We start from the raw sequence: 18083 nt of genomic DNA on the forward strand, positions 1-18083 counted from the left end.
AACCGCCGACCTGCCGGAGGCAGAGCTCATGACGCATGCCGACCCCGAATCACCGGTCGCCCGCCCTACTCCCGTGTCCGCGCAGGACGTGGGGAACGTCCTGGACCACTACTACTACCTGCCGGACAAGCTCCGGGTGGTCGCCGGTGAGGGCGTCTACCTCTACTCCGACGACGGACGGCGCTATCTCGACTGCTCCGCCGGGACGTTCAACCTGAGCCTCGGCTACGCCCACCCCGAGATCGTAGAGACGGTTCGCGAGCAGGCCGCCAATCTGATCCACGTCACCTCCAAGTTCCAGACCGGCCCGCTGAACGACCTGGTGGCGAAGCTGGCCGAGGTCTCTCCGCCGAACCTCACCCGGGTGCACCTGAAGTCGGCCAGCGGCTCCGACGCCAACGAGGGGGCCGTCAAGATCGCCCAGGCGCACACCGGGAAGTCCGACGTGGTCACGCTCTTCCGCGGCCACCTCGGCCAGACGCTGGCGATGATCGGCGCCTCGGGCGCGGCCTTCCGCCGGACCCCCTTCCCGTCGATGCTGCCCGGCGTCGTGCACGTCCCCGACCCGCACTGCCTGCGCTGCTTCTACAAGCAGGAGCGGGCCACCTGCGGCCTGCTCTGCGTCGAGCGGATCAACGACTTCATCGACTACGCCAGCACCGGCCGGGTGGCCTGCGTGGTGCTGGAGCCGATCAGCGGCAACGGCGGCAACGTGGTGCCGCCGGACGGCTACCTCCAAGCGCTCAAGGACCTGTGCGAGGAGCGCGGGATCATCCTGGTCTTCGACGAGATCCAGACCGGGTTCGGCCGCACCGGGCAGATGTTCGCCGCCGACCACTTCGGGGTCGCCCCGCACATGATGACGTTCGGGAAGGGACTCGGCGGCTCGGGCATGCCGATCGCCGGCATCCTCACCGAGGACCGGCTGACCGGCGTGGCGGGGCACCACATCAACTCCACCTTCGGCGGCAACGTGCTGGCCGCCGCCGCGGCCGTGAAGACCATCGAGGTGATCGGCCGTCCCGGGTTCCTGGAGAACGTCCGGGCGGTGGGCGCGCACGTGACGGCCCGGCTGCGCGAACTGGCCGCCAAGGTGCCGTTCGTGCAGGAGGTGCGCGGTGTGGGCCTGATGATCGGCATCGACATCGTGGACCGCACCGGACGCCCGGACGCCAGGCTGACCAACCACCTGGCCGAACTCGGCCTGGAGCAGGGACTGTTGCTGCGGACGTCGCTGTACGGGCACGGCAACGTGCTGAAGGTTCGACCGGCACTGATCATGACTATGCGGGAGGCGGACGAGATGTGTGACCTGCTGGAGCGACTGTTCCTCTCGGTCGCATGAGGGCGCTGGTGCAGGGCCTGTCCCGGCGGATCCGGGCGGCCGTCAACAGCGGCCGGGAGAGCGTCGGCAGCCGCTACGTCGCGGGCACCGCGATGGGCGGCGACGCCGAGTTCCCCGTCGACGTCCTCGCCGAACGGGCCGCCTGGGACTACCTGCGTGAGCAGGGCGCACCCGTCGCGGTCTACACCGAGAGCGAGGGCCTGCGCACCATCGGCTCACGGCCCCGGCACGTGCTGGTCATCGACCCCATCGACGGCACCAGGGGCGCCGCCGCCGACCTGGAGATGGCCTGCGTCTCCATCGCCGCGGCCCGCTTCACCGAGTCGCCCACCATCGGCGACATCGAGTACGCCGTGCTCCAGGAGCTGAAGACGGGCAACTGGCTGTACGCCGACGTCCACGGCAGCGGGATCGAGACCGGCGGCTTCCGCACCCCGGTGCCCCGGCTGTCGGCCACCGAGGACCTCGAGCGGATGTTCTGGTCGCTGGAGTTCAACGGCCACCCGGCACACCTGATGCTCGGCGCCTACGGCCACCTGGTCGACGCCTCGGCCAACCGGGGCGGCGTGTACGTGTTCAACAGCGCGTCCTTCTCCATCTCCCGGATCATCACCGGCCAGATGGACGCCTACGTCGACATCGGCAACCGGCTGCTCCGCGACCGCCCCGAGACCGAGTCCGAGTTCCGCCGGGTCGGCCACGGCAGCATCCTGCACCTGTTCCCGTACGACATCGCGGCTTCGGTCTTCCTGGCGGAGCGGGCCGGGGTCACCATCACCGACGCCTACGGCGGCTCGCTGCGCGACACCCTGCTGCTGGACATCGGCCCGGCCAACCAGCGCTCGTGCATCGCCGCCTGCACGGCGAAGCTGCACGCCGCGCTGATCGAGTCCATCCGCTGGTAGCCGGACCGAGGACGCTCCGGGGCCCGTCCGCCGGAGCGTCCGCAGGGACGCCACAGCACGACCGGGGCGGAGGTTCCCGCCGTCCCGCCCCGGGACGAGGAGGCAACGCCGTTGACCGACGTCCGGTACACCGACGTCCAGCACATCGACCTACCCTTCGGTCCCCCGGCCGGCGGGTGGACCGACGAGAGCGCCCTGGCGGCCGTCGCCGGCGCACTCGGTCTGAGCGTCGGCGACGAGATCCTCGACGGCGGCTCCCCCGCCCGGGTGTACCGGGCCGGCACGGCGTCCGGGGAGGCCCTGGTGGTCAAGGTCCTGGTGGCCGGGGACGGCGTCGTGGACGGCCACGACCTGACCTCGTTCCGGCACAAGCTGCGCCAGATCGAGCTGATCCGGGCCGGCGCGCCACGGCTGGCCGCGCACTACCTCCCGATCGTGCACGCCCTCGACGGCGACACCTGGTCGGCCTGCACCACGCCCTACTACGCCTCCGAGGATCTCGCGGCCCCGCTGCGCGGTCCGTCCGACGGAGCGGAGACCTTCTTCCGCCGGTACACGGCGGTCGTCCGGGCCCTGGTCCTCGACGGTTACGCCGTTCACGCCGTCCCGGCCCCGGCCGGCCACCTGGCCGCGATCACGGTGGGGCGCTTCCTGCGCCGGCTGCCCGTGCTGCGCGGGGCGCTGCCCGCCGAGTTGCTCGACGCCGACCGGTTCGTCGTCAACGGCGTACCGTGCGACGCCCCGCGGCTGGTGCTGGATCGACTGACGGCCCGTCACTCGGATCGGCTCGCCCGGATGGCGCCGGTCCGGCTGATGCTCCCCGCGCACGGGGACGCCAACACGCGCAATCTGCTGCTCCGCGAACTCCCGGGTACGGATGCCGAGTTCCGGATCATCGACCCGCGCGGCGCCACCGACCCCTGGGACCCGGTCTACGACCTGGCGAAGACCCTGTTCAGCCTCAGCGTGTGGGACCCGGGACTGAGACTCGGCTTCTCGGTGCGCCGCTCGGGACGCGGGGAGTACGAGGTGGGCTTCCGGCAGCAGGTGTTCCCGGGGTACCGCGCGGCGATCCACCGGTTCCTGCCGTTCCTGAGGGCCACCGACGGGCTGGCCGAGCTGTTCGAGGACGATCCGCACTGGCTGGAACGGCTGCTGCTGCTCCACGATCTCCACGTACTGGCGGAGGCCCCGTGCCGGCTCTCGGACCCGAAACCCAAGCCCGACGTGCGGGGTGCGAACTCCACGCCGGCGGAACTCGCCCTCGGCCACTACCTCCTCGGCGCTCTGCTGATCAACGATCTGGACGTGCAGCTCGGCCGGCCCGGCGAGCTGGACGCGGATCGCCACCTCGCGCTGGTGGCCGACCACCTGCCGGGCGGATGACGGGTGCCGCGCCGACCACGGCACCCGTCCGGCGCGCCCGTCAGCCGGTCGCGTCCGCCGCCAGGTGGGCGAGTGCGCTGTCCAGGTCCGGCCCCTCCAGGGAGTGCCGGGCGCTCCTGAGCACCAGCCGGGGCGGACGCCGGCAGTCGGGATGGATCTCCCGGTCGCGCACCGGCACCACCCGCGTGGGCAGGCCGAGCGCCCGCTGGACCCGCGACATCAGCTCGAACCTGGTCACCACCTCCCTGCCGCCGTAGTGCACCACCCCGGTGCGGTCCCAGAGCCGGGTCAGCGCCGGGGCGAGGCTCGGCAGGTACAGCGGCGCGCAGACCAGATCCGTCTGGGCGGCGGTCCTCGGCCCGGCCATCCGCGCCAGGAAGGTGTCCGCCCAGGGACTGCGTCCGAAGACCAGCGGAATGCGCACCACCAGGTGGGTGCCGTCCGCGAGCAGCAGGTCCTCGGCGGCCGCCTTGGTCCGGCCGTAGACGTTCACCGGGGACCTGGGGTCGTCCTCGGTGTACCGCGGCCGGGTGCCGTCGAAGACGTTGTCACTGGAGAGGAGGAGCAGTTTGGCCGCCGAGCCCCGCAGCGAGTCCAGCAGCACCTCGACCGGCCGGACGTTCAGCGCGTGGGCCAGCACGGGATCGCTCTCCGCCGCTTCCAGCGGCACCAGTCCGGCCGCGTGGACGACGAGATCGAACCCGCCCTCGCCCGCCAGCAGGGCGAGGGCCCGCTCGTCCCGCAGGTCGAGCGGCACCAGCCCGGGAACCCGGCGGGTGGCGAAGGTGCCGACCACCTCGTGCCGGTCGGCCAGGGCGGTCCACAGACCGCCGCCCACGAACCCCGAAGCACCGAGCAGCAGGATCCTCATGCAGTGACCTGATGAATCGTCATAAACAGCTCCCATCAAGGGCATTGAGCCGGTCATGTGGTCGCGCGATGCGATGACACCACGCGGGCCCGCCCTGGGGGAAGAGGGGAGGAGCCGGATGAAAGCGCTCACGTTCGAGAAGGCGGGCCGGGTGGCCCTCCAGGACCGCCCGGTGCCGGTGCCCGCGGCCGACGAGGTCCTGGTCAAGGTCGCGGTCACCGGAGTCTGCGGGACGGACCGGCTGATCGTGCTCGGCGGCTTCCCCGCCAAGCCCGGTGTGATCCTCGGGCACGAGGCGGCCGGCGAGGTGGCCGCGGTCGGGGCCGCGGTCACCTCGCTCGTGCCCGGCGACCGGGTGGTGATCAACCCGACCTCCTACTGCTGGCAGTGCCGCACCTGTCGACGGGGGCTGCCGGCCCACTGCGAGGCCAAGGACGGCCGGGAGATCGGGGTCGACCGCGACGGGACGATGGCCGAGTACGTCGTCCTGCCCGAGCGTTTCGTGCACCGCCTGCCGGCATCGATGTCCTACCGGCGCGCCGCTCTGGTGGAACCGCTGGCCTGCGTACTGAACAACCTGGCCGCGGCCGGGCCGCGCCCGGACGACCGGATCCTGGTGATCGGCGCCGGCCCGATCGGCGCACTGTGCGCGCTGGTCCTCGCCAGGCGCGGCGCCAGGGTGGCACTGACCGACCGCGACCCGCTCCGCCTGGAACTGGCCGAATCCCTGCTGCCGCGCCAGGTCCGGGTACTGGCCACGGAGGAGACCGGCCCGGGCACTCCCGCCCCAGACACCGTCATCGACACCACCGGCACCCTGCCGAACGGCGTCCTGAGCACGCTGGCAGCGGCGGGCACCGTGGTGGTGATGGGCGAACGGGAGACGGCCGTCGCCGAGGTACCGTTGCGGTACCTGGTGACCCGGGGCATCCGGTTGGTGGGCGCCGGACCGTACCGGCCGGCCGACTTCGAGCTCGCGCTCGACCTGGCGGCCGACCTGCCGCTCGACTCCCTGGTCACCCACGTGCTCCCGCTGGACCGGTACGCCGAGGCCCTGGCCCTGCTGGCCGCCGCACCCGCCGGACCGCAGCCGGCGGGCGACCCGGGCGACCCGGGCGACCCGCCCACCGGATACGGTGCGCTCAAGGTGCTGCTGGCCTCGGACGAGCGGATGGCGCCGTGACGGGCGAACCGGGCGCGGCCCGGGCCGCCATGGTGGGCGGGGCCCTCTGGCTCGACGGCGGTCCGCGGTTCCTGATCGCCGGCGAGTACCCGTACTACCGGGATGCTCCCGAACGGTGGGCGGCCAAGCTGCGGGCCATCCGCGCGGCCGGGATCGAGGCGGTCACCTGCTACGTGCCCTGGCGGCACCACGAGGTCACCGACGGCGGCGGCCGGCACTTCCGGTTCGCCGGGGACGGCAACCGCGACCTGGTCGGCTTCCTGGAGCTGGTCGCCGCCACCGGGCTGCTCGCGGTGCCGAAACCGGGCCCGTTCGTCCACGCCGAACTGCCCTTCGGCGGGCTGCCCGACCGGCTCAGCCCCACCGCCACCCCCGGCCGCCAGGCCGCGCTCTCGGCCGACGGCGAGCCGCTGCTCTCCCAGCGGCTCGCCCTGCCCTCGGCTTCGGACCCGGTCTTCCTCGCCGACGCCAGATCCTGGCTGCGCGCCGTCGGGCGGGTCCTGCAGCCGTTCCTCCACCCGGCGGGCCCGGTGGTCGCGGTGCAGATCGGCAACGAGGGGCACTACGGCGAGACCGCCCTGGCGATCGACGCCCTCGACTACTCACCGGCGGGGTTGCGCCGCTTCGGCGCCTTCGCGCCCGGGGTCGAGGCACCCGGACCGGACGACGGTCCGCTCTCCACCGACCGGCTGCGGTCCATGCTGCGCTGGGGCGAGTGGTCGGCCGAGGCGCTCGCCGAGGGGATGCGGACGCTCGCGGTCGAACTCGGGCCGGCCGTCCCGGTGTTCACCACCTCCTCGCCCCCGGCCCGGGCCGACCGCGCCCCCGCCCGCCCGACCGGCCGGTACGACGCCTGGCTGGCCAGGAACCGGCCCGGGCGGCCCACCGCGCTGCCCCGCGCCTACACCAGCTGGGCGGGGAACGTGCTGTCGGACGACGAAGCCCTGGTCAACTACGTCCTGGCGGCCAAGCAGGGGCGCGGCCCGAACATCGAGGAGAACTGGGGGCTGGGCTGGGTGGACCCGGGCTGCGCCTTCCCGGTGGTCCCGATCCACCACGCCCTGCTCGGCGTCGCCTGCGGAGCGACCGGCATCGACGTCTATCCGGCCTGCGCCACCGCCGGCTGGGGCGAGCACCTCGCAGTGGACCGCGGCTACCTGGCACAGACGGCCGGCGATCCGGCGCAACTCGACCCGCCGTACGGGGAGGCGGCACCGATCCGGGTGGACGGCACTCCCGGCCCGGCCTTCGCCGCGCTGCGCGTGCTGACCCACTTCCTCGCCGGGCAGGGGGCCGCCCTGGTCCGCTCCCTGCCGGAGCCGGGCATCACCTGGGGGCTCCACCCGCCGTACGCGGCGGTCGGTGCCTGGGCGTCCGAGAAGGGCGGGCCCGCCACCTGGGCCGGGCGCCCGCTGCCCGCGCCGGCCGGGGAGACCCTGGTCCCGTTCGTCGCCCACTGCCTGGCGCACAACCTGCCCTTCCGGCTGGCCGAGTTGACCGGGGAGTGGGCGCCCGGCCCCGGGGACGGGCCGCTAGTGGTGTCCTCCGGCTTCTTCATGGGGCGGGCGCTGCAAGGACGGCTGGCCCGATTCGCGGACGACGGAGGATCCCTCCTGCTGCTGGGTGAACTCCCTCGTCTGGACGAGATGTTGACGCCATGCACCGAACTGGCCGACGCGGTGGGACGGTTGACGGCGAGCGGTGAACGGTCGCCGAAGGTCCGTGTGGTCGCGCCGCACGATCGGCCCGTCGGGGCGGCGGTGGCAAAGTGGCTGACCCGTGCGGGTGAGGTGACGGTACGTCCGGGGACCGGCGGGTGGCTGGAGTTCCGGAGTTCGGCGGCGGATCCCGAGGATTGCTTCGTGTTCCTGTTCAACCGGTCCGACGAGGTGCGGCGGGCCCGCACCGAGTTCCGTGGACGGCCCGTCACCGCCGACCTGGTGTCCGGCGGCTGCGCGGTCGTCCGGATCTCGCACGGCCGGCTGCGGGCCTGCTATGTGAAAGGATTGGACGAGAGGACCGACTCGGGAGTGCCGGTCCGGGTTCGGGCGGGCGATGACGTGCTCACCTCGGACCAGCCGTGCGACCTGTCCGCGGTGCGCCGGCCGAGCGGCTTCGACGTCCGTACCGCCGGCGGGCCGCCGGACCTGCGGGTGACTCTGCCGAAGGCACAGTGACGACGGAGGCGCAGTGACGACATCAACCCCGCCACCGGCAGGAGCCGCCCCGACGGAGGCCGTGGGCATCGACGTCGGCGCCACCAAGATCGCGGCGCTGCGGGTCGCCCGGGACGGCACGGTACTGGCCCGGGCCCGCTGCGACACTCCGCGCGGTAGCGCCGAGGACCTCGTCGACACCCTCGCCGGCCTGGTGAAGCAGGTCCGCGGCGACCGGGTCGTAGCGGTGGGGGCCGGCCTGCCCGGCATGGTCGACGCCCGCACCGGAGCACTGGTCTTCGCCCCCGGCCTGGAGTTCGCCCGGGCCCCGCTGCGGGGGATGATCGCGGACTCGGTCGGGCTGCCGGTCCGCACCGACAACGACGCGAACGCGGCCGCCTGGGCCGAGTACCGACTAGGTGCCGGCCGCGGCCACGACCACATGGTGCTGGTGACGATCGGCACCGGGCTGGGCTGCGGCATGATCGTCGGAGGGCGGCTGCTGCGGGGATCCCACGGCTACGCCGCCGAGGTCAGCCATCTCATCGTCGATCCGCAGGGCCCCCGGTGCGAGTGCGGCGAGCACGGGTGCTGGGGAGTCTCCGCGTCGGGCCGCGCCATCGCCAGGCTCGGCCGCGAGGCCGCCGCGGCCCGTCCCGGCTCGGCACTGGCCAGGCTGATCGGCCGGGGGAGCGCCGGCGCGGGAGAGGCGGTCACCCGGGCGGCCGAGGAGGGCGACTCGCAGGCCGTCGAAATCCTCGCCCGGGTGGGCACGCTCACCGGCCGCGGACTCGCCTCGCTGGCCAACATGCTGGACCCGTCGGTACTGGTCGTGGGCGGCGGCCCGATCTCGGCCGGCGAGCTCCTGCTCGGGCCGGCCCGTGCCGCGTTCACCAGCTGGCTGTACTCCCCCGGTGACCGTCCCGGGGTGCCCATGGTGCCCGCTCGTTTCGGGAACGACGCCGGCGCGATCGGCGCGGCCGTGCTGGCGCTCGACGAGTTCACCGGCCGGTCGCCCGACGGGTCCTGACGGGAGCACGGCCAGCCACTCCCCTCCCCGGCCGGCCACCCGGGCCTCACCACGGTGTCTCCCGAGCGCGGCGCGACCGCGCGGACCTCATCCCAGGGGCCGCCTGGCCAGGTCGGCCACCCCGACCAGACCGGCGTCGTTGCCCAGCGCCGCCGGCCGGACGGCCGCCTCTGGCCGGTGGCCGCGCCCGGTGAGGTGCTCGCGGAACGACTCCCGGACGGGGCCGAGCAGCAGTTCGCCCGCCGCACCCACACCGCCGCCGATGACGATGCAGGCGGGATCGAGGACGGCGGCCAGCGCGGCGAGACCTACCCCCAACCAGTGGCCGAGCCCGGCGAGGAGGCCGAGTGCCGCCTGGTCCCCCTCCCCGGCCGCCCGGGTGAGCAGCGGGCCGGTCAGTCCATCGACGGTGCCGCCCGCCCGCCGCAGCAGCGGCGCGGCCTCCGGGGTGCCGGCGGCCACCAGGGCCCTCGCCTCCCGTACCAGCGCGGTCCCCGAACCGTACATCTCCCAACACCCCCGGCTGCCGCAGCCGCAGACCAGCCCACCGGGGACCACCGGCAGATGGCCGAACTCCGCCGCGACACCGTAACGGCCGCGGTACAGACCGCCGTTGACCACCAGACCGCCCCCGATCCCGGTGCCGACGGTGACGCACACCACCGGGTCACGGCCCCGTCCGGCCCCGAACCGCGCCTCGCCCCAGGCAGCGGCGTTGGCGTCGTTCTCCACCGTGACCGGCAGGTCGAGCACCTTCTCGACCACGGCCCCGAGCGGTTCGGACTCCCAGCCGATGTGCTTGGCGAACAGCACCGTGGCGCGCTTCTCGTCGACGAATCCGGCGGCTCCCAGTCCCACGCCCGCCACCGGATGGTCACCGCGCACCGCCTCGACGACGTCGCAGACGGCGGACTCGACCCGGTCCGGCTCCCGAGGGGTGGCCACCCTCACCCGGCGGAGGATCCGCCCCGCCTCGTCGACCACCCCAGCCGCGATCTTGCTGGCGCCTATGTCCACACCGATGGTGAGTGCCATCGCCCCCAGACCTCCCGCTTGCCGTCGGCCTGCGCCCGCACCGCTCGGACTCGGCTGGGCCCACTCGGGCATTCTGCTGCCCCGCACCCGGCGTCGGTCAGTGTCCTTCCGGCCATCGGCGGCCGACCGGCAGGTGGTTCCCCGGGAGTTGGGACCCCGGGGCGCGGAACTCGTACCGTCGCGGGGGCGCTGCTGCTCCTGCCCTCCTGGGGCCATCCGGGAGACGGTCTGTCAGGCCGATGGCGCAGAATACCGTCCGCGCCGGCCGAACCGTGACCGGCGTGGTACCGATACGCGGAGGTTCTGAGTCGATGAGATCTGACGAGCGCTGGCTGGTGGTGGGCCTGGGCAATCCCGGGCCGTGGTTCACCGGCACCCGGCACAACGCCGGGTTCCTGGCTGTCGACCGGCTCGCCGAGCGCTACGGCGCCAAGTTCCGGCTGCGCAAGGCCCGTTACGGCGCCGCGGAGATCGAGGTCGACGGCCGGCTCGTGGTCCTGGCAAAGCCTCAGTGGTTCATCAACCTGTCGGGCAACCCCGTCGTCACCGCGCTGCGGACGTACGGCGTTCCGACCGAGCGGCTGGTCGTGGTGCAGGACGACCTGGACTTCCCGTTCGGCGTCATCCGGCTGAAGCGCGGGGGCGGTCCCGGCGGGCACAACGGGGCGCGTTCGGTGGGCAACGCCCTGGGGACCCGCGACTACACCCGGCTTCGCTTCGGCATCGGGCGTCCGCCGAAGGGCCAGACGATAGGGACGTTCGTGATGAAGGAGTTCTCCCAGAGCGAGCGGACGGAACTGCCGGCGCTCCTCGACCGCTGCGCCGACACCGTCGAGGCACTGGTCACCCGTGGCCTGGGCCAGGCCCAGACCCAGCTGCACTCCGCCGGCGTGTGAGCCGCTCCCGGGCCGGCGCGGGACCTTCACCGCACCCTGCCGTCCGGCCGGTGCCCCGAGGTGTCCGTCCACCGATGTGCGGGCCATCCGGGTGAGTGCCACGCTGTTCTGGGGACGTCCGCCCGACGTCCGCCCCCTCGACCCCAGCTCGACCCCAGCTCGACCCCAGCTCGACCGAGGAGGGAAGACATGGCCGACAGAGAACGCGACCCGTACGGCGAGACGCACTACATGGACGACCTCACCGAGGAGACCCAGTCCGTACAGGAGCAGGAACGCCAGCTCCGGCAGCACCGCCAGGAATCCCGGCGCAGCGCCCCGACCGACGAGGACACCTCCTACGACCAGGACGACCTCGAGGATCTCCAGTGACGCCGCACGCAGGGGTGCTCCCCCGGCAGGGCCCGGGGAGCACCCTCGTCGCGGGCCGACCGCGCGGACGTCGACCGGTCCGCTGGACGCCGGCGCCCGCACGGCGGCTCGCTGGGGCCCGGGCGTCGCTCCGGCGGGTTCAGCCGGCCATCGGCGGGTTCAGCCGGGCGAAGCCTTCCTGCCGCCGGTAGGGGAAGTAGGGGTACGGCGCGGTGCGGCTGCTCGCCGCGTCCAGCCGGGCGACCTGGTCGTCCGTCAGGCTCCAGCCCACGGCGCCGAGGTTCTGCCGCAGCTGCTCCTCGTTGCGGGCGCCGATGATGACGGAGGAAACCGTCGGGCGCCGCAGCAGCCAGTTGATCGCGATCTGCGGGACGGCCCGGCCGGTCTCCTGCGCGATCTCCTCCAGGGCGTCGACCACACGGTGGAGCTGCTCCTCCTCGACCGGCGGGCCGTAGTCGGCGGTGTCGTGCAGCCGGCTGCCCTCCGGCAACGGCCTGCCGCGCCGGATCCTCCCGGTGAGCCGGCCCCAGCCCAGCGGGCTCCAGACCACGGCGCCGACCCCCTGGTCGGCCGCGAGCGGCATCAGTTCCCACTCGTAGTCCCGGCCGACCAGCGAGTAGTAGACCTGGTGCGCGACATAGCGGGGAGTGCCCAGCCGCTCGGCCGCCGCCAGCGACTTCATCAGCTCCCAGCCGGAGAAGTTGGACACCCCGGTGTAGCGGATCTTGCCCGCCCGTACGAGATCGCCCAGCGTGCCCAGTACCTCCTCGACCGGGGTCGCGGCGTCGAAGGCGTGCAGCTGGAAGAGATCGATGTAGTCCGTGCCGAGCCGGCGCAGCGCCTCCTCGACGGCCTTGATCAGGCGTGCTCGGGAGGTGCCCGCTTCGCCCGGCCCGTCCCCCAGCGGCAGGCCCGCCTTGGTCGAGATGAGCACCTGGTCCCGACGCCCCTTGACGGCCTGGCCGAGCACCTCCTCCGACGCGCCGTCGGAGTAGACGTCAGCGGAGTCGAACATGGTGAGCCCGGCCTCCAGGCTGATGTCCAGCAGCCGGCGTGCCTCCTTGGCGTCCGTGGTGCCCCAGGAGCCGAAGAGCGGCCCCTGGCCGCCGAAAGTGCCCGTACCGAGACTCAACGCGGGGACCTTGAGACCGGATGCCCCCAACTGCCTGTACTCCATGGCTGGTCCTCTCACCGCCACAGCCCCACTAACGGGACTGAAGTTCCGTTAAGATGGCTCCAATCTAACAGGCTTGGCCATCTAATGGAACAGGAGTCCCGTTATGGCGACAGAAGGCGCTGCCGAAGCCCAGGAGCCGGGGCGGGCCCGCCCCGGTGGACGCACCGCGCGCGTACGCGCCGCCGTACTGCAGGCGGCCGGGGACGCGCTCGCCGAGCACGGCTTCGCCTACCTGGACCTCGGCGACATCGCCCGCCGCGCCGAAGTCGGCCGCACCACCGTCTACCGCCGTTGGGGCACCACCACCGCACTGGTCGCCGATCTGCTGGTGGACATGGCCGAGCAGTCGCTGCCGCGGACCGAGAGCGGCTCGCTCTTGGGAGACCTGCGGGCCAACGCCCACCTCGTCCAGCGCACCCTCACCGACCCCCGCCAGGGCCCGCTGTTCAAGGCCGTCATCGCGGCCGCCACCTGCGACCCGGACACCGCCCAGGCCCTGCACCGCTTCTACCGCACCCGGATCGCCGAATGGGCGCCCTGCGTGACCCGGGCGATCGAACGGGGCGAACTCCCCGAGGGCACCGATCCCCACGAGGTCATCCGCGCCGTCTCCGCCCCGCTCTACCACCGCCTCCTCGCCAGCGGTGAGCCGATCGATCCCGCCGCCGCGGACCAGGCGGCCGCGGCCGCCGCGGCCGCCGCGCGCGCCGGCGCCTACCGCCTCCCCCACTCCCCGGCCCCGTCCTCGACCGCCGTCGGCCCGGCGGCCGCAGGGCACCGCCCGGACGGGCATTGACTTCGCCGGGAGCGCGCCACACACAGCCGGGAACCGCCTCCGCTCACCTCGGCCGACAGGCACACCGCAGGTCCTGGCCGGGTCACCGGTTCGGGTGAAGCATGGCGGTGCGGGACACGCCCGTACACGGCGGCGGGCACGGATCACCGGAACCGCACCGTCCCGTACGGTGGCGGAGCGGCGGCCGGCCGGTGTGAGCCGCCCGGCTCCGGTGGTCGGCGAAGTCCGTCCAAGTGATACGTCAAGGGAGACAGCGGTGCCCGCTTCGGTCGCAGCACGGCCCCCGGCCCGACCGCTGTCGGCGGGGGTGCGCCGCATCGCGGCTGCCGGGACGCTGGCAGTGGCGTCGATGGTCTACAACGACTGGGTCCTGCAGTTCTTCCTGCCGACCGGGCTGGACCAGCGCGACTCCTACGTCAGCGAGCTGTTCGCGGCGGACCAGCCCTACCGGGTCCTGTTCAGCCTGGTCGAGGTGGTCTGCGCGGGGCTGATCACCGGCGGCGCGGTGCTCGCCCGGGGGCTGTTCCCCGGGCGGCTGGCCGCGGCCGGGTGCGCCTGCCTGGCCGCGCTCGGGGTGTTCTCGGTGGCCGACGTGCTGCTGCCGATGCGCTGCGCGCCCTCGATCGAGCACGGCTGCCCGGAGGGAAACCCCTGGCACACCACCACCAGCGGCCTGGTCCACCTCGTCCTGTTCGCCTCGATGGCGCTGTTCATCGCCGCTGCCCGGTACTCGGTGCCGTCCCTCACCCTGGTGCGCCGCTGGGCGCCTTGGCTGTTGCCCGTCTCGATGGCGGCCGCGATCGCCACGACCGGCCCGTTCCTCGGCCACCCGGGCGGCCACGGCCTGGCACAGCGCATCCACCTCGTCACCGCCGGGGTGTGGTTCGCCCTGCTGGCCGCCGAGGCCGGCCGGGCCCGCGCCGGGTCGCGGCCGCAGCCGGCCGCCGAGCCCGGCGTCGAGCGGACCGCCGCCCGTCCCTAGCCCTGCCCCCGCGACAGCCGCCGCGCCGCACCTGAGCGGGCACCCGGCCCTGAGTGGAGCGGGACGACGCGACGCCGGCCGCGGGATCCTCCGCGAGCCGAGGGCCCGATCTGGCCGTCGGCCCGGCTACCGGACCGGACCGGTACCGCGAGCGCGGACGAACTCCACGGCGTCGTGGGAGCAGAACAGCTCGATCTCGCCGCCGTGTGTGCGGCGCAGCTCGCGCAGGCGCTCCTGGTTGTTGCGGCGCGCCCGGTCGTCGAAGGCGACCTGTCGTTCGAAGGCCGCCAGCCCGGGCGGGCAGCGCGGGTCGGCCGGATCGAGTTCCTCGTGCCAGAAGTAGCTGTCGCCGCAGTGCAACAGCCAGCCGCCGCCGCGTTTCACCGCGACGCCGCAGTGGCCCCTGGTGTGCCCCGGCAGCGGTACCAGCAGGATCTCCGGCACCGAACCGGTCAGCGGCCCGACCGCCTCGAAGCCGCACCACGACTCGCCGTCGGCCTGGTGCTCGACCCACTTCGGGCCGTGCGCCCACTGGGCCGGACGGTAGCGGTCCCGTTCGCCCCGGGTGGCGAGGGTCCGGGCGGCCCGCAGCTCGTCCGCGAGTACGTGCACCTCGGCGTGCGGGAAGTCCGCCAGCCCGCCCGCGTGGTCGAGGTCCAGGTGGGTGAGCACGATGTGACGTACGTCCTCCGGGCGGTAGCCGAGCGTGCGGATCTGGTGCAGGGCCGTACGGGCGAGCGTGAGCCGCGGCCGGCTCACCAGCCGGAACCTCCTCCCCAGCCGCGCCGGGTCCGCCACGTCCTCGGTCCCGAAGCCCGTGTCGACCAGGACCAGGCCGTCGGCGCTCTCCACCAGCAGGCAGTGGGTCACCATCCGCCCGGTCAGCGGGCCGCCGGTGCCCAGTAGGAACCGGCCCCCGAACGGGCACATACCGGCGCAGTCCAGATGATGAACGGTCATTCGACCCCCAAAGAGTGTTCGCGCCACCGACCGTCGGCGGCTCAGGCCACAGTGCAGGGCGAACACTCCGGCCGTCCAGGGCATCGGACGGTGGCGCGGCGGACGGCCGAATCTCGATGGCCGCGGGGCTGGCCGGGTCGCTGCCGCACACGCTCAGCGCCGGGCTCACCGCGCAGGGCGTGCCCGCCGCGGACGCCCGTACCATCGCCTCGCTGCCGCCGGTGGGCATCCTCTTCGCCGTGTCCCTCGGCTACACCCCGCTCCGGCAACTGCTCGGCCCGCAGGTGCTCGGACAGCTTCCCGCGGCCGGCGCGCAGACCCTGACCGGCCGTGAGTACTTCCCCCAGCTGATCTCCGAGCCCTTCCACCAGGGCCTGATCGTGGTGTTCTGGCTGGCCATCGCGATGTCCCTGGTCGCTGCGGCCGCCTCGCTGGCCCGGGGCCGCGTCCGCATACCGCGGCCTGCCGCCGAAGCGGTGCACTCCGCCGGGGACGCGCCGGCAGAGCGGATCATCACTAGCGCCGGCCGAGCCTGCCGCAGGGCGGCGGACCACGCCCCGGGCAGAGCCCGAGCAGGCCGGTCCCGGGGAGCCACAGGCACGATGAGCGGCACTCCTGGCACTCCGTCTCCGGCCGGTGGTCCCCTCTCCCCGGACACCATCGCCCGCCTCCGCCCAGCGCCTGATATCTCGTCAACTATCGTTTGTGTCAACATTTTTCACTATAAAACCCGAGATCGGTAGGGCAACATCCTCCGGGCCGGACGAGCTCGCCGGGCAGCCGCACCCCTGCCGGAAGACCGGCTCGCGAGCAGCCCCGCAGAGGGCTCCACGAGACAGGGCACACCGGCAGCCGGGGCACGGCACAGCCGCAGACCATCGACTGGAACGTGGTGGCCGGGCGACGGCCGGACGCCAAACGGACCATCACCATCGCCGTCCGCGGCTGGCCGGTCACGGCTGCCGACACTTGACACCCCGTCCCGGAACCCGCCCGGCGCGCCGGACGGACGCCGCGTCACCCGGCCGGCTCAGCGGCACCCGATCGCGTTCTGACGCCTCGTGACCGGATTCGCGCCGCGCCCGGCGCCCGAGGCGGCCGGGTTCACCCGGCTTTCACGCCGTCTCCCTCCGGATGCGGCGCACTCCCCCGCCGTCGCCGTGGTGCACGCGCTGCGGCGCCCGCTGATACTGGGCCGACAGGCGGTGACGGAGCGAGTCAAGAGAACCACGGTCAGCGATCGGGTGTTTTCTGACTCGGCTTCCGCGACCGGCCACCCGCCCGGCGGTTCACCAACCGCCGGGACTCGGACGGAGAGGCACACGGGGCATGCTGAATCGACGCCACATCCTGACGGCCGCCACCATCAGCGGCGCGGCGGCCATGTTCCCCTGGGGCCGCATGATCGACCCCCCTAAGGCGAAGCCCGTGCACGAGGCCCCGCCCGAGGCGCCGGCGGGGCCGGCCGAGCTGTGGCCGGAGGACGAGGAGCTCGCCCGTTCCGCTCCGTTCGCCCATGCCATGCCCATCCCTCCGGTCCTTCGCCCGACCTCGGTGACGGCGTCCTCGGAGCTGTACCAGCTCCGGATGGCCGAGACCCAGGTGGAGATCGTCAAGGGGCTGCAGACCACGGTCTACTCCTACGGCGGCTGCTTCCCCGGCCCGACCATCCGGGCGCTGCGGGGACGCGAGGTGGTGGTCCAGCAGACCAACGCCCTGGACGTGTCCACCTCGGTCCATCTGCACGGCGGAAACGTTCCTTCAAGGTACGACGGCCTGCCGATGGCCCTGATCGATCCCGGGGAGTCCCGCGAGTACCGCTACCCCAACAACCAGGTGGCCGCCTCCCTCTGGTACCACGACCACGCGCACGGCAAGGAGGCCGAGAACGTCTACCGCGGCCTGCACGGTGCCTATCTGCTCAGCGACCCGCACGAGAGCAGTCTGCCGCTGCCCAACGGCGAGTTCGACATCCCGCTGCTGTTCCGGGACGCGCGGATCGAGGCCGACGGCACCCTGCGGTACGTCTCGCCGTACGAGTGCCCGCACATGCTGGTCAACGGCAAGGAGCGGCCGCACTTCGCGGTGGCGGCCCGCAAGTACCGCCTGCGCGTCTACAACGTGGCTCCCAACCGCCACATCTCACTGCGCTTCGCCGACGGCGCCCACTTCATCCAGATCGCCTCCGACGGCGGCCTGCTCGCCGCTCCCGTCCCGCGGGACGAACTGACGCTGGCTGGTGCGGAACGGGCCGAGATCGTCGTCGACTTCTCCCGCTACGCGATCGGCTCCTCGGTGGTGCTGGAGAACACGGCCGCGCTGGAGTCCGAACGGCCGGAGGTGCTGCGCTTCGACATCACCCGCAAGGCCGACGACCCGAGCCGGGTTCCCGGTGTGCTGGCCACCCTGCCGCCGGTACCGAAGGGCATGGTGGAGCGGGAGTTCTTCATGCAGACCTTCCCCGACACCAGGATCAACGGACGCAAGTACGACCCGGACCGGGTGGACGTCGAGACCACGCTCGGCACCAGCGAAATCTGGACGATCCACAACTGGCCCAACCGCAAACCGGCCGGGGTCTTCCACGCCCCGCACTCGTTCCACGTCCACCTGGTGCAGTTCCGGTTGCTGGACCGCGACGGCCGGCCGCCCGGCCCCGCCGAGGCGGGTCTGAAGGACACCATCCCCATCTACCCCGGCGAGACCGTCCGGATCGCCATGACCTGGGGCGACTACTCCGGCGAGTACGTCTACCACTGCCACCACCTGGTGCACTCCTCGCACGGGCAGATGGGCCGGATCGACGTCCTGCCGGCGGACCCGGAGGAGCAGGCGGAACCGGAGAAGCCGGCGGCGCCGAAGCAGCCGACGGCGCCGAAGCAGCCCGCGTCACCGCAGCAGCCGGCGACGCCCAAGAAGTCCGGGAAGTGAAAGCCTCCCGCCGCCCCGCTCGCGCGCCGGGTGACGGCACGTCCGCTGGAGGCTGAGG

General features: G+C 73.2%; 16 protein-coding genes. 12 read left to right on the forward strand and 4 right to left on the reverse strand.

Translation table 11 applies throughout. From position 1 onward, the window contains the following. Positions 1-73: 73 nt before the first annotated feature. The 3 genes from ACWDAK_RS20620 to ACWDAK_RS20630 all read left to right on the forward strand — a co-directional run bounded on the left by ACWDAK_RS20620 (position 74) and on the right by ACWDAK_RS20630 (position 3636). Entirely contained in the window at positions 74-1345 is a 1272-nt protein-coding gene (locus ACWDAK_RS20620) for an aspartate aminotransferase family protein (RefSeq protein ID WP_344639542.1), read from the forward strand. After that, the gene (locus tag ACWDAK_RS20625) at positions 1342-2250 is read left to right on the forward strand and encodes an inositol monophosphatase family protein (RefSeq protein ID WP_344639543.1); all 909 of its coding nucleotides are present in this window, start codon (positions 1342-1344) and stop codon (positions 2248-2250) included. The genes ACWDAK_RS20620 and ACWDAK_RS20625 overlap by 4 nt, the downstream gene beginning before the upstream one ends. A gap of 111 nt (positions 2251-2361) precedes the next feature. Next, positions 2362-3636 (forward strand): phosphotransferase family protein, encoded by a 1275-nt coding sequence (locus ACWDAK_RS20630; RefSeq protein WP_427394502.1) that lies wholly within the window; start codon positions 2362-2364, stop codon positions 3634-3636. Between the two features lie 40 nt (positions 3637-3676). On the opposite strand, the gene ACWDAK_RS20635 is transcribed toward ACWDAK_RS20630, so the two are convergent. Further along, positions 3677-4507 carry an SDR family oxidoreductase gene (locus tag ACWDAK_RS20635; protein WP_344639545.1) on the reverse strand — a complete coding sequence of 277 codons (831 nt, stop codon included), beginning with the start codon at positions 4505-4507 and terminating at the stop codon, positions 3677-3679. Positions 4508-4625: 118 nt separating this feature from the next. On the opposite strand from ACWDAK_RS20635, the gene ACWDAK_RS20640 reads away from it, so the two are divergent. The 3 genes from ACWDAK_RS20640 to ACWDAK_RS20650 are packed head-to-tail and all read left to right on the forward strand — an operon-like array spanning position 4626 to position 8876. After that, a complete protein-coding gene (locus ACWDAK_RS20640; RefSeq protein WP_427394503.1) occupies positions 4626-5690 on the forward strand; it encodes a zinc-dependent alcohol dehydrogenase in 1065 nt (354 codons plus the stop codon). Further along, positions 5687-7867 carry a beta-galactosidase gene (locus ACWDAK_RS20645; protein ID WP_427394504.1) on the forward strand — a complete coding sequence of 727 codons (2181 nt, stop codon included), beginning with the start codon at positions 5687-5689 and terminating at the stop codon, positions 7865-7867. The genes ACWDAK_RS20640 and ACWDAK_RS20645 overlap by 4 nt, the downstream gene beginning before the upstream one ends. A gap of 13 nt (positions 7868-7880) precedes the next feature. Beyond that, positions 7881-8876, forward strand: a complete 996-nt coding sequence (locus ACWDAK_RS20650; RefSeq protein WP_344639548.1) for an ROK family protein — start codon at positions 7881-7883, stop codon at positions 8874-8876. Between the two features lie 87 nt (positions 8877-8963). Here the strand turns inward: ACWDAK_RS20650 and ACWDAK_RS20655 are convergent, their stop codons facing one another. Continuing rightward, positions 8964-9911 carry an ROK family glucokinase gene (locus ACWDAK_RS20655; RefSeq protein ID WP_427394505.1) on the reverse strand — a complete coding sequence of 316 codons (948 nt, stop codon included), beginning with the start codon at positions 9909-9911 and terminating at the stop codon, positions 8964-8966. Between the two features lie 311 nt (positions 9912-10222). Here ACWDAK_RS20655 and pth point away from each other — a divergent pair, with 311 nt between their 5' ends. Together pth and ACWDAK_RS20665 are read left to right on the forward strand one after the other, a co-directional pair. Continuing rightward, positions 10223-10807 (forward strand): aminoacyl-tRNA hydrolase, encoded by a 585-nt coding sequence (gene pth / locus ACWDAK_RS20660; protein WP_344639550.1) that lies wholly within the window; start codon positions 10223-10225, stop codon positions 10805-10807. A gap of 189 nt (positions 10808-10996) precedes the next feature. Further along, positions 10997-11179: a hypothetical protein gene (locus ACWDAK_RS20665; protein WP_344639551.1), complete on the forward strand. Its 183-nt coding sequence runs from the start codon at positions 10997-10999 to the stop codon at positions 11177-11179. Between the two features lie 139 nt (positions 11180-11318). Here the strand turns inward: ACWDAK_RS20665 and ACWDAK_RS20670 are convergent, their stop codons facing one another. Beyond that, positions 11319-12356 (reverse strand): aldo/keto reductase, encoded by a 1038-nt coding sequence (locus ACWDAK_RS20670; RefSeq protein WP_427394506.1) that lies wholly within the window; start codon positions 12354-12356, stop codon positions 11319-11321. Positions 12357-12459: 103 nt separating this feature from the next. Between ACWDAK_RS20670 and ACWDAK_RS20675 the strand changes: the two genes are divergently transcribed. Beyond that, the gene (locus ACWDAK_RS20675) at positions 12460-13152 is read left to right on the forward strand and encodes a TetR/AcrR family transcriptional regulator (protein ID WP_344639553.1); all 693 of its coding nucleotides are present in this window, start codon (positions 12460-12462) and stop codon (positions 13150-13152) included. A 256-nt stretch (positions 13153-13408) separates the two neighbouring features. Then, entirely contained in the window at positions 13409-14134 is a 726-nt protein-coding gene (locus ACWDAK_RS20680) for a DUF998 domain-containing protein (RefSeq protein ID WP_344639554.1), read from the forward strand. Positions 14135-14260: 126 nt separating this feature from the next. Here the strand turns inward: ACWDAK_RS20680 and ACWDAK_RS20685 are convergent, their stop codons facing one another. Then, positions 14261-15094, reverse strand: a complete 834-nt coding sequence (locus tag ACWDAK_RS20685) for an MBL fold metallo-hydrolase (RefSeq protein ID WP_344639555.1) — start codon at positions 15092-15094, stop codon at positions 14261-14263. A 116-nt stretch (positions 15095-15210) separates the two neighbouring features. Between ACWDAK_RS20685 and ACWDAK_RS20690 the strand changes: the two genes are divergently transcribed. Both ACWDAK_RS20690 and ACWDAK_RS20695 read left to right on the forward strand, forming a co-directional pair. Next, positions 15211-15837: a hypothetical protein gene (locus ACWDAK_RS20690; protein ID WP_427394507.1), complete on the forward strand. Its 627-nt coding sequence runs from the start codon at positions 15211-15213 to the stop codon at positions 15835-15837. Positions 15838-16423: 586 nt separating this feature from the next. Continuing rightward, complete coding sequence (locus tag ACWDAK_RS20695; protein ID WP_427394508.1) at positions 16424-18025, forward strand: multicopper oxidase family protein; 1602 nt, start codon at positions 16424-16426, stop codon at positions 18023-18025. The last annotated feature ends 58 nt before the right edge of the window (positions 18026-18083 follow it).

The sequence above is a fragment of the Kitasatospora sp. NPDC001175 genome, assembly GCF_053598215.1.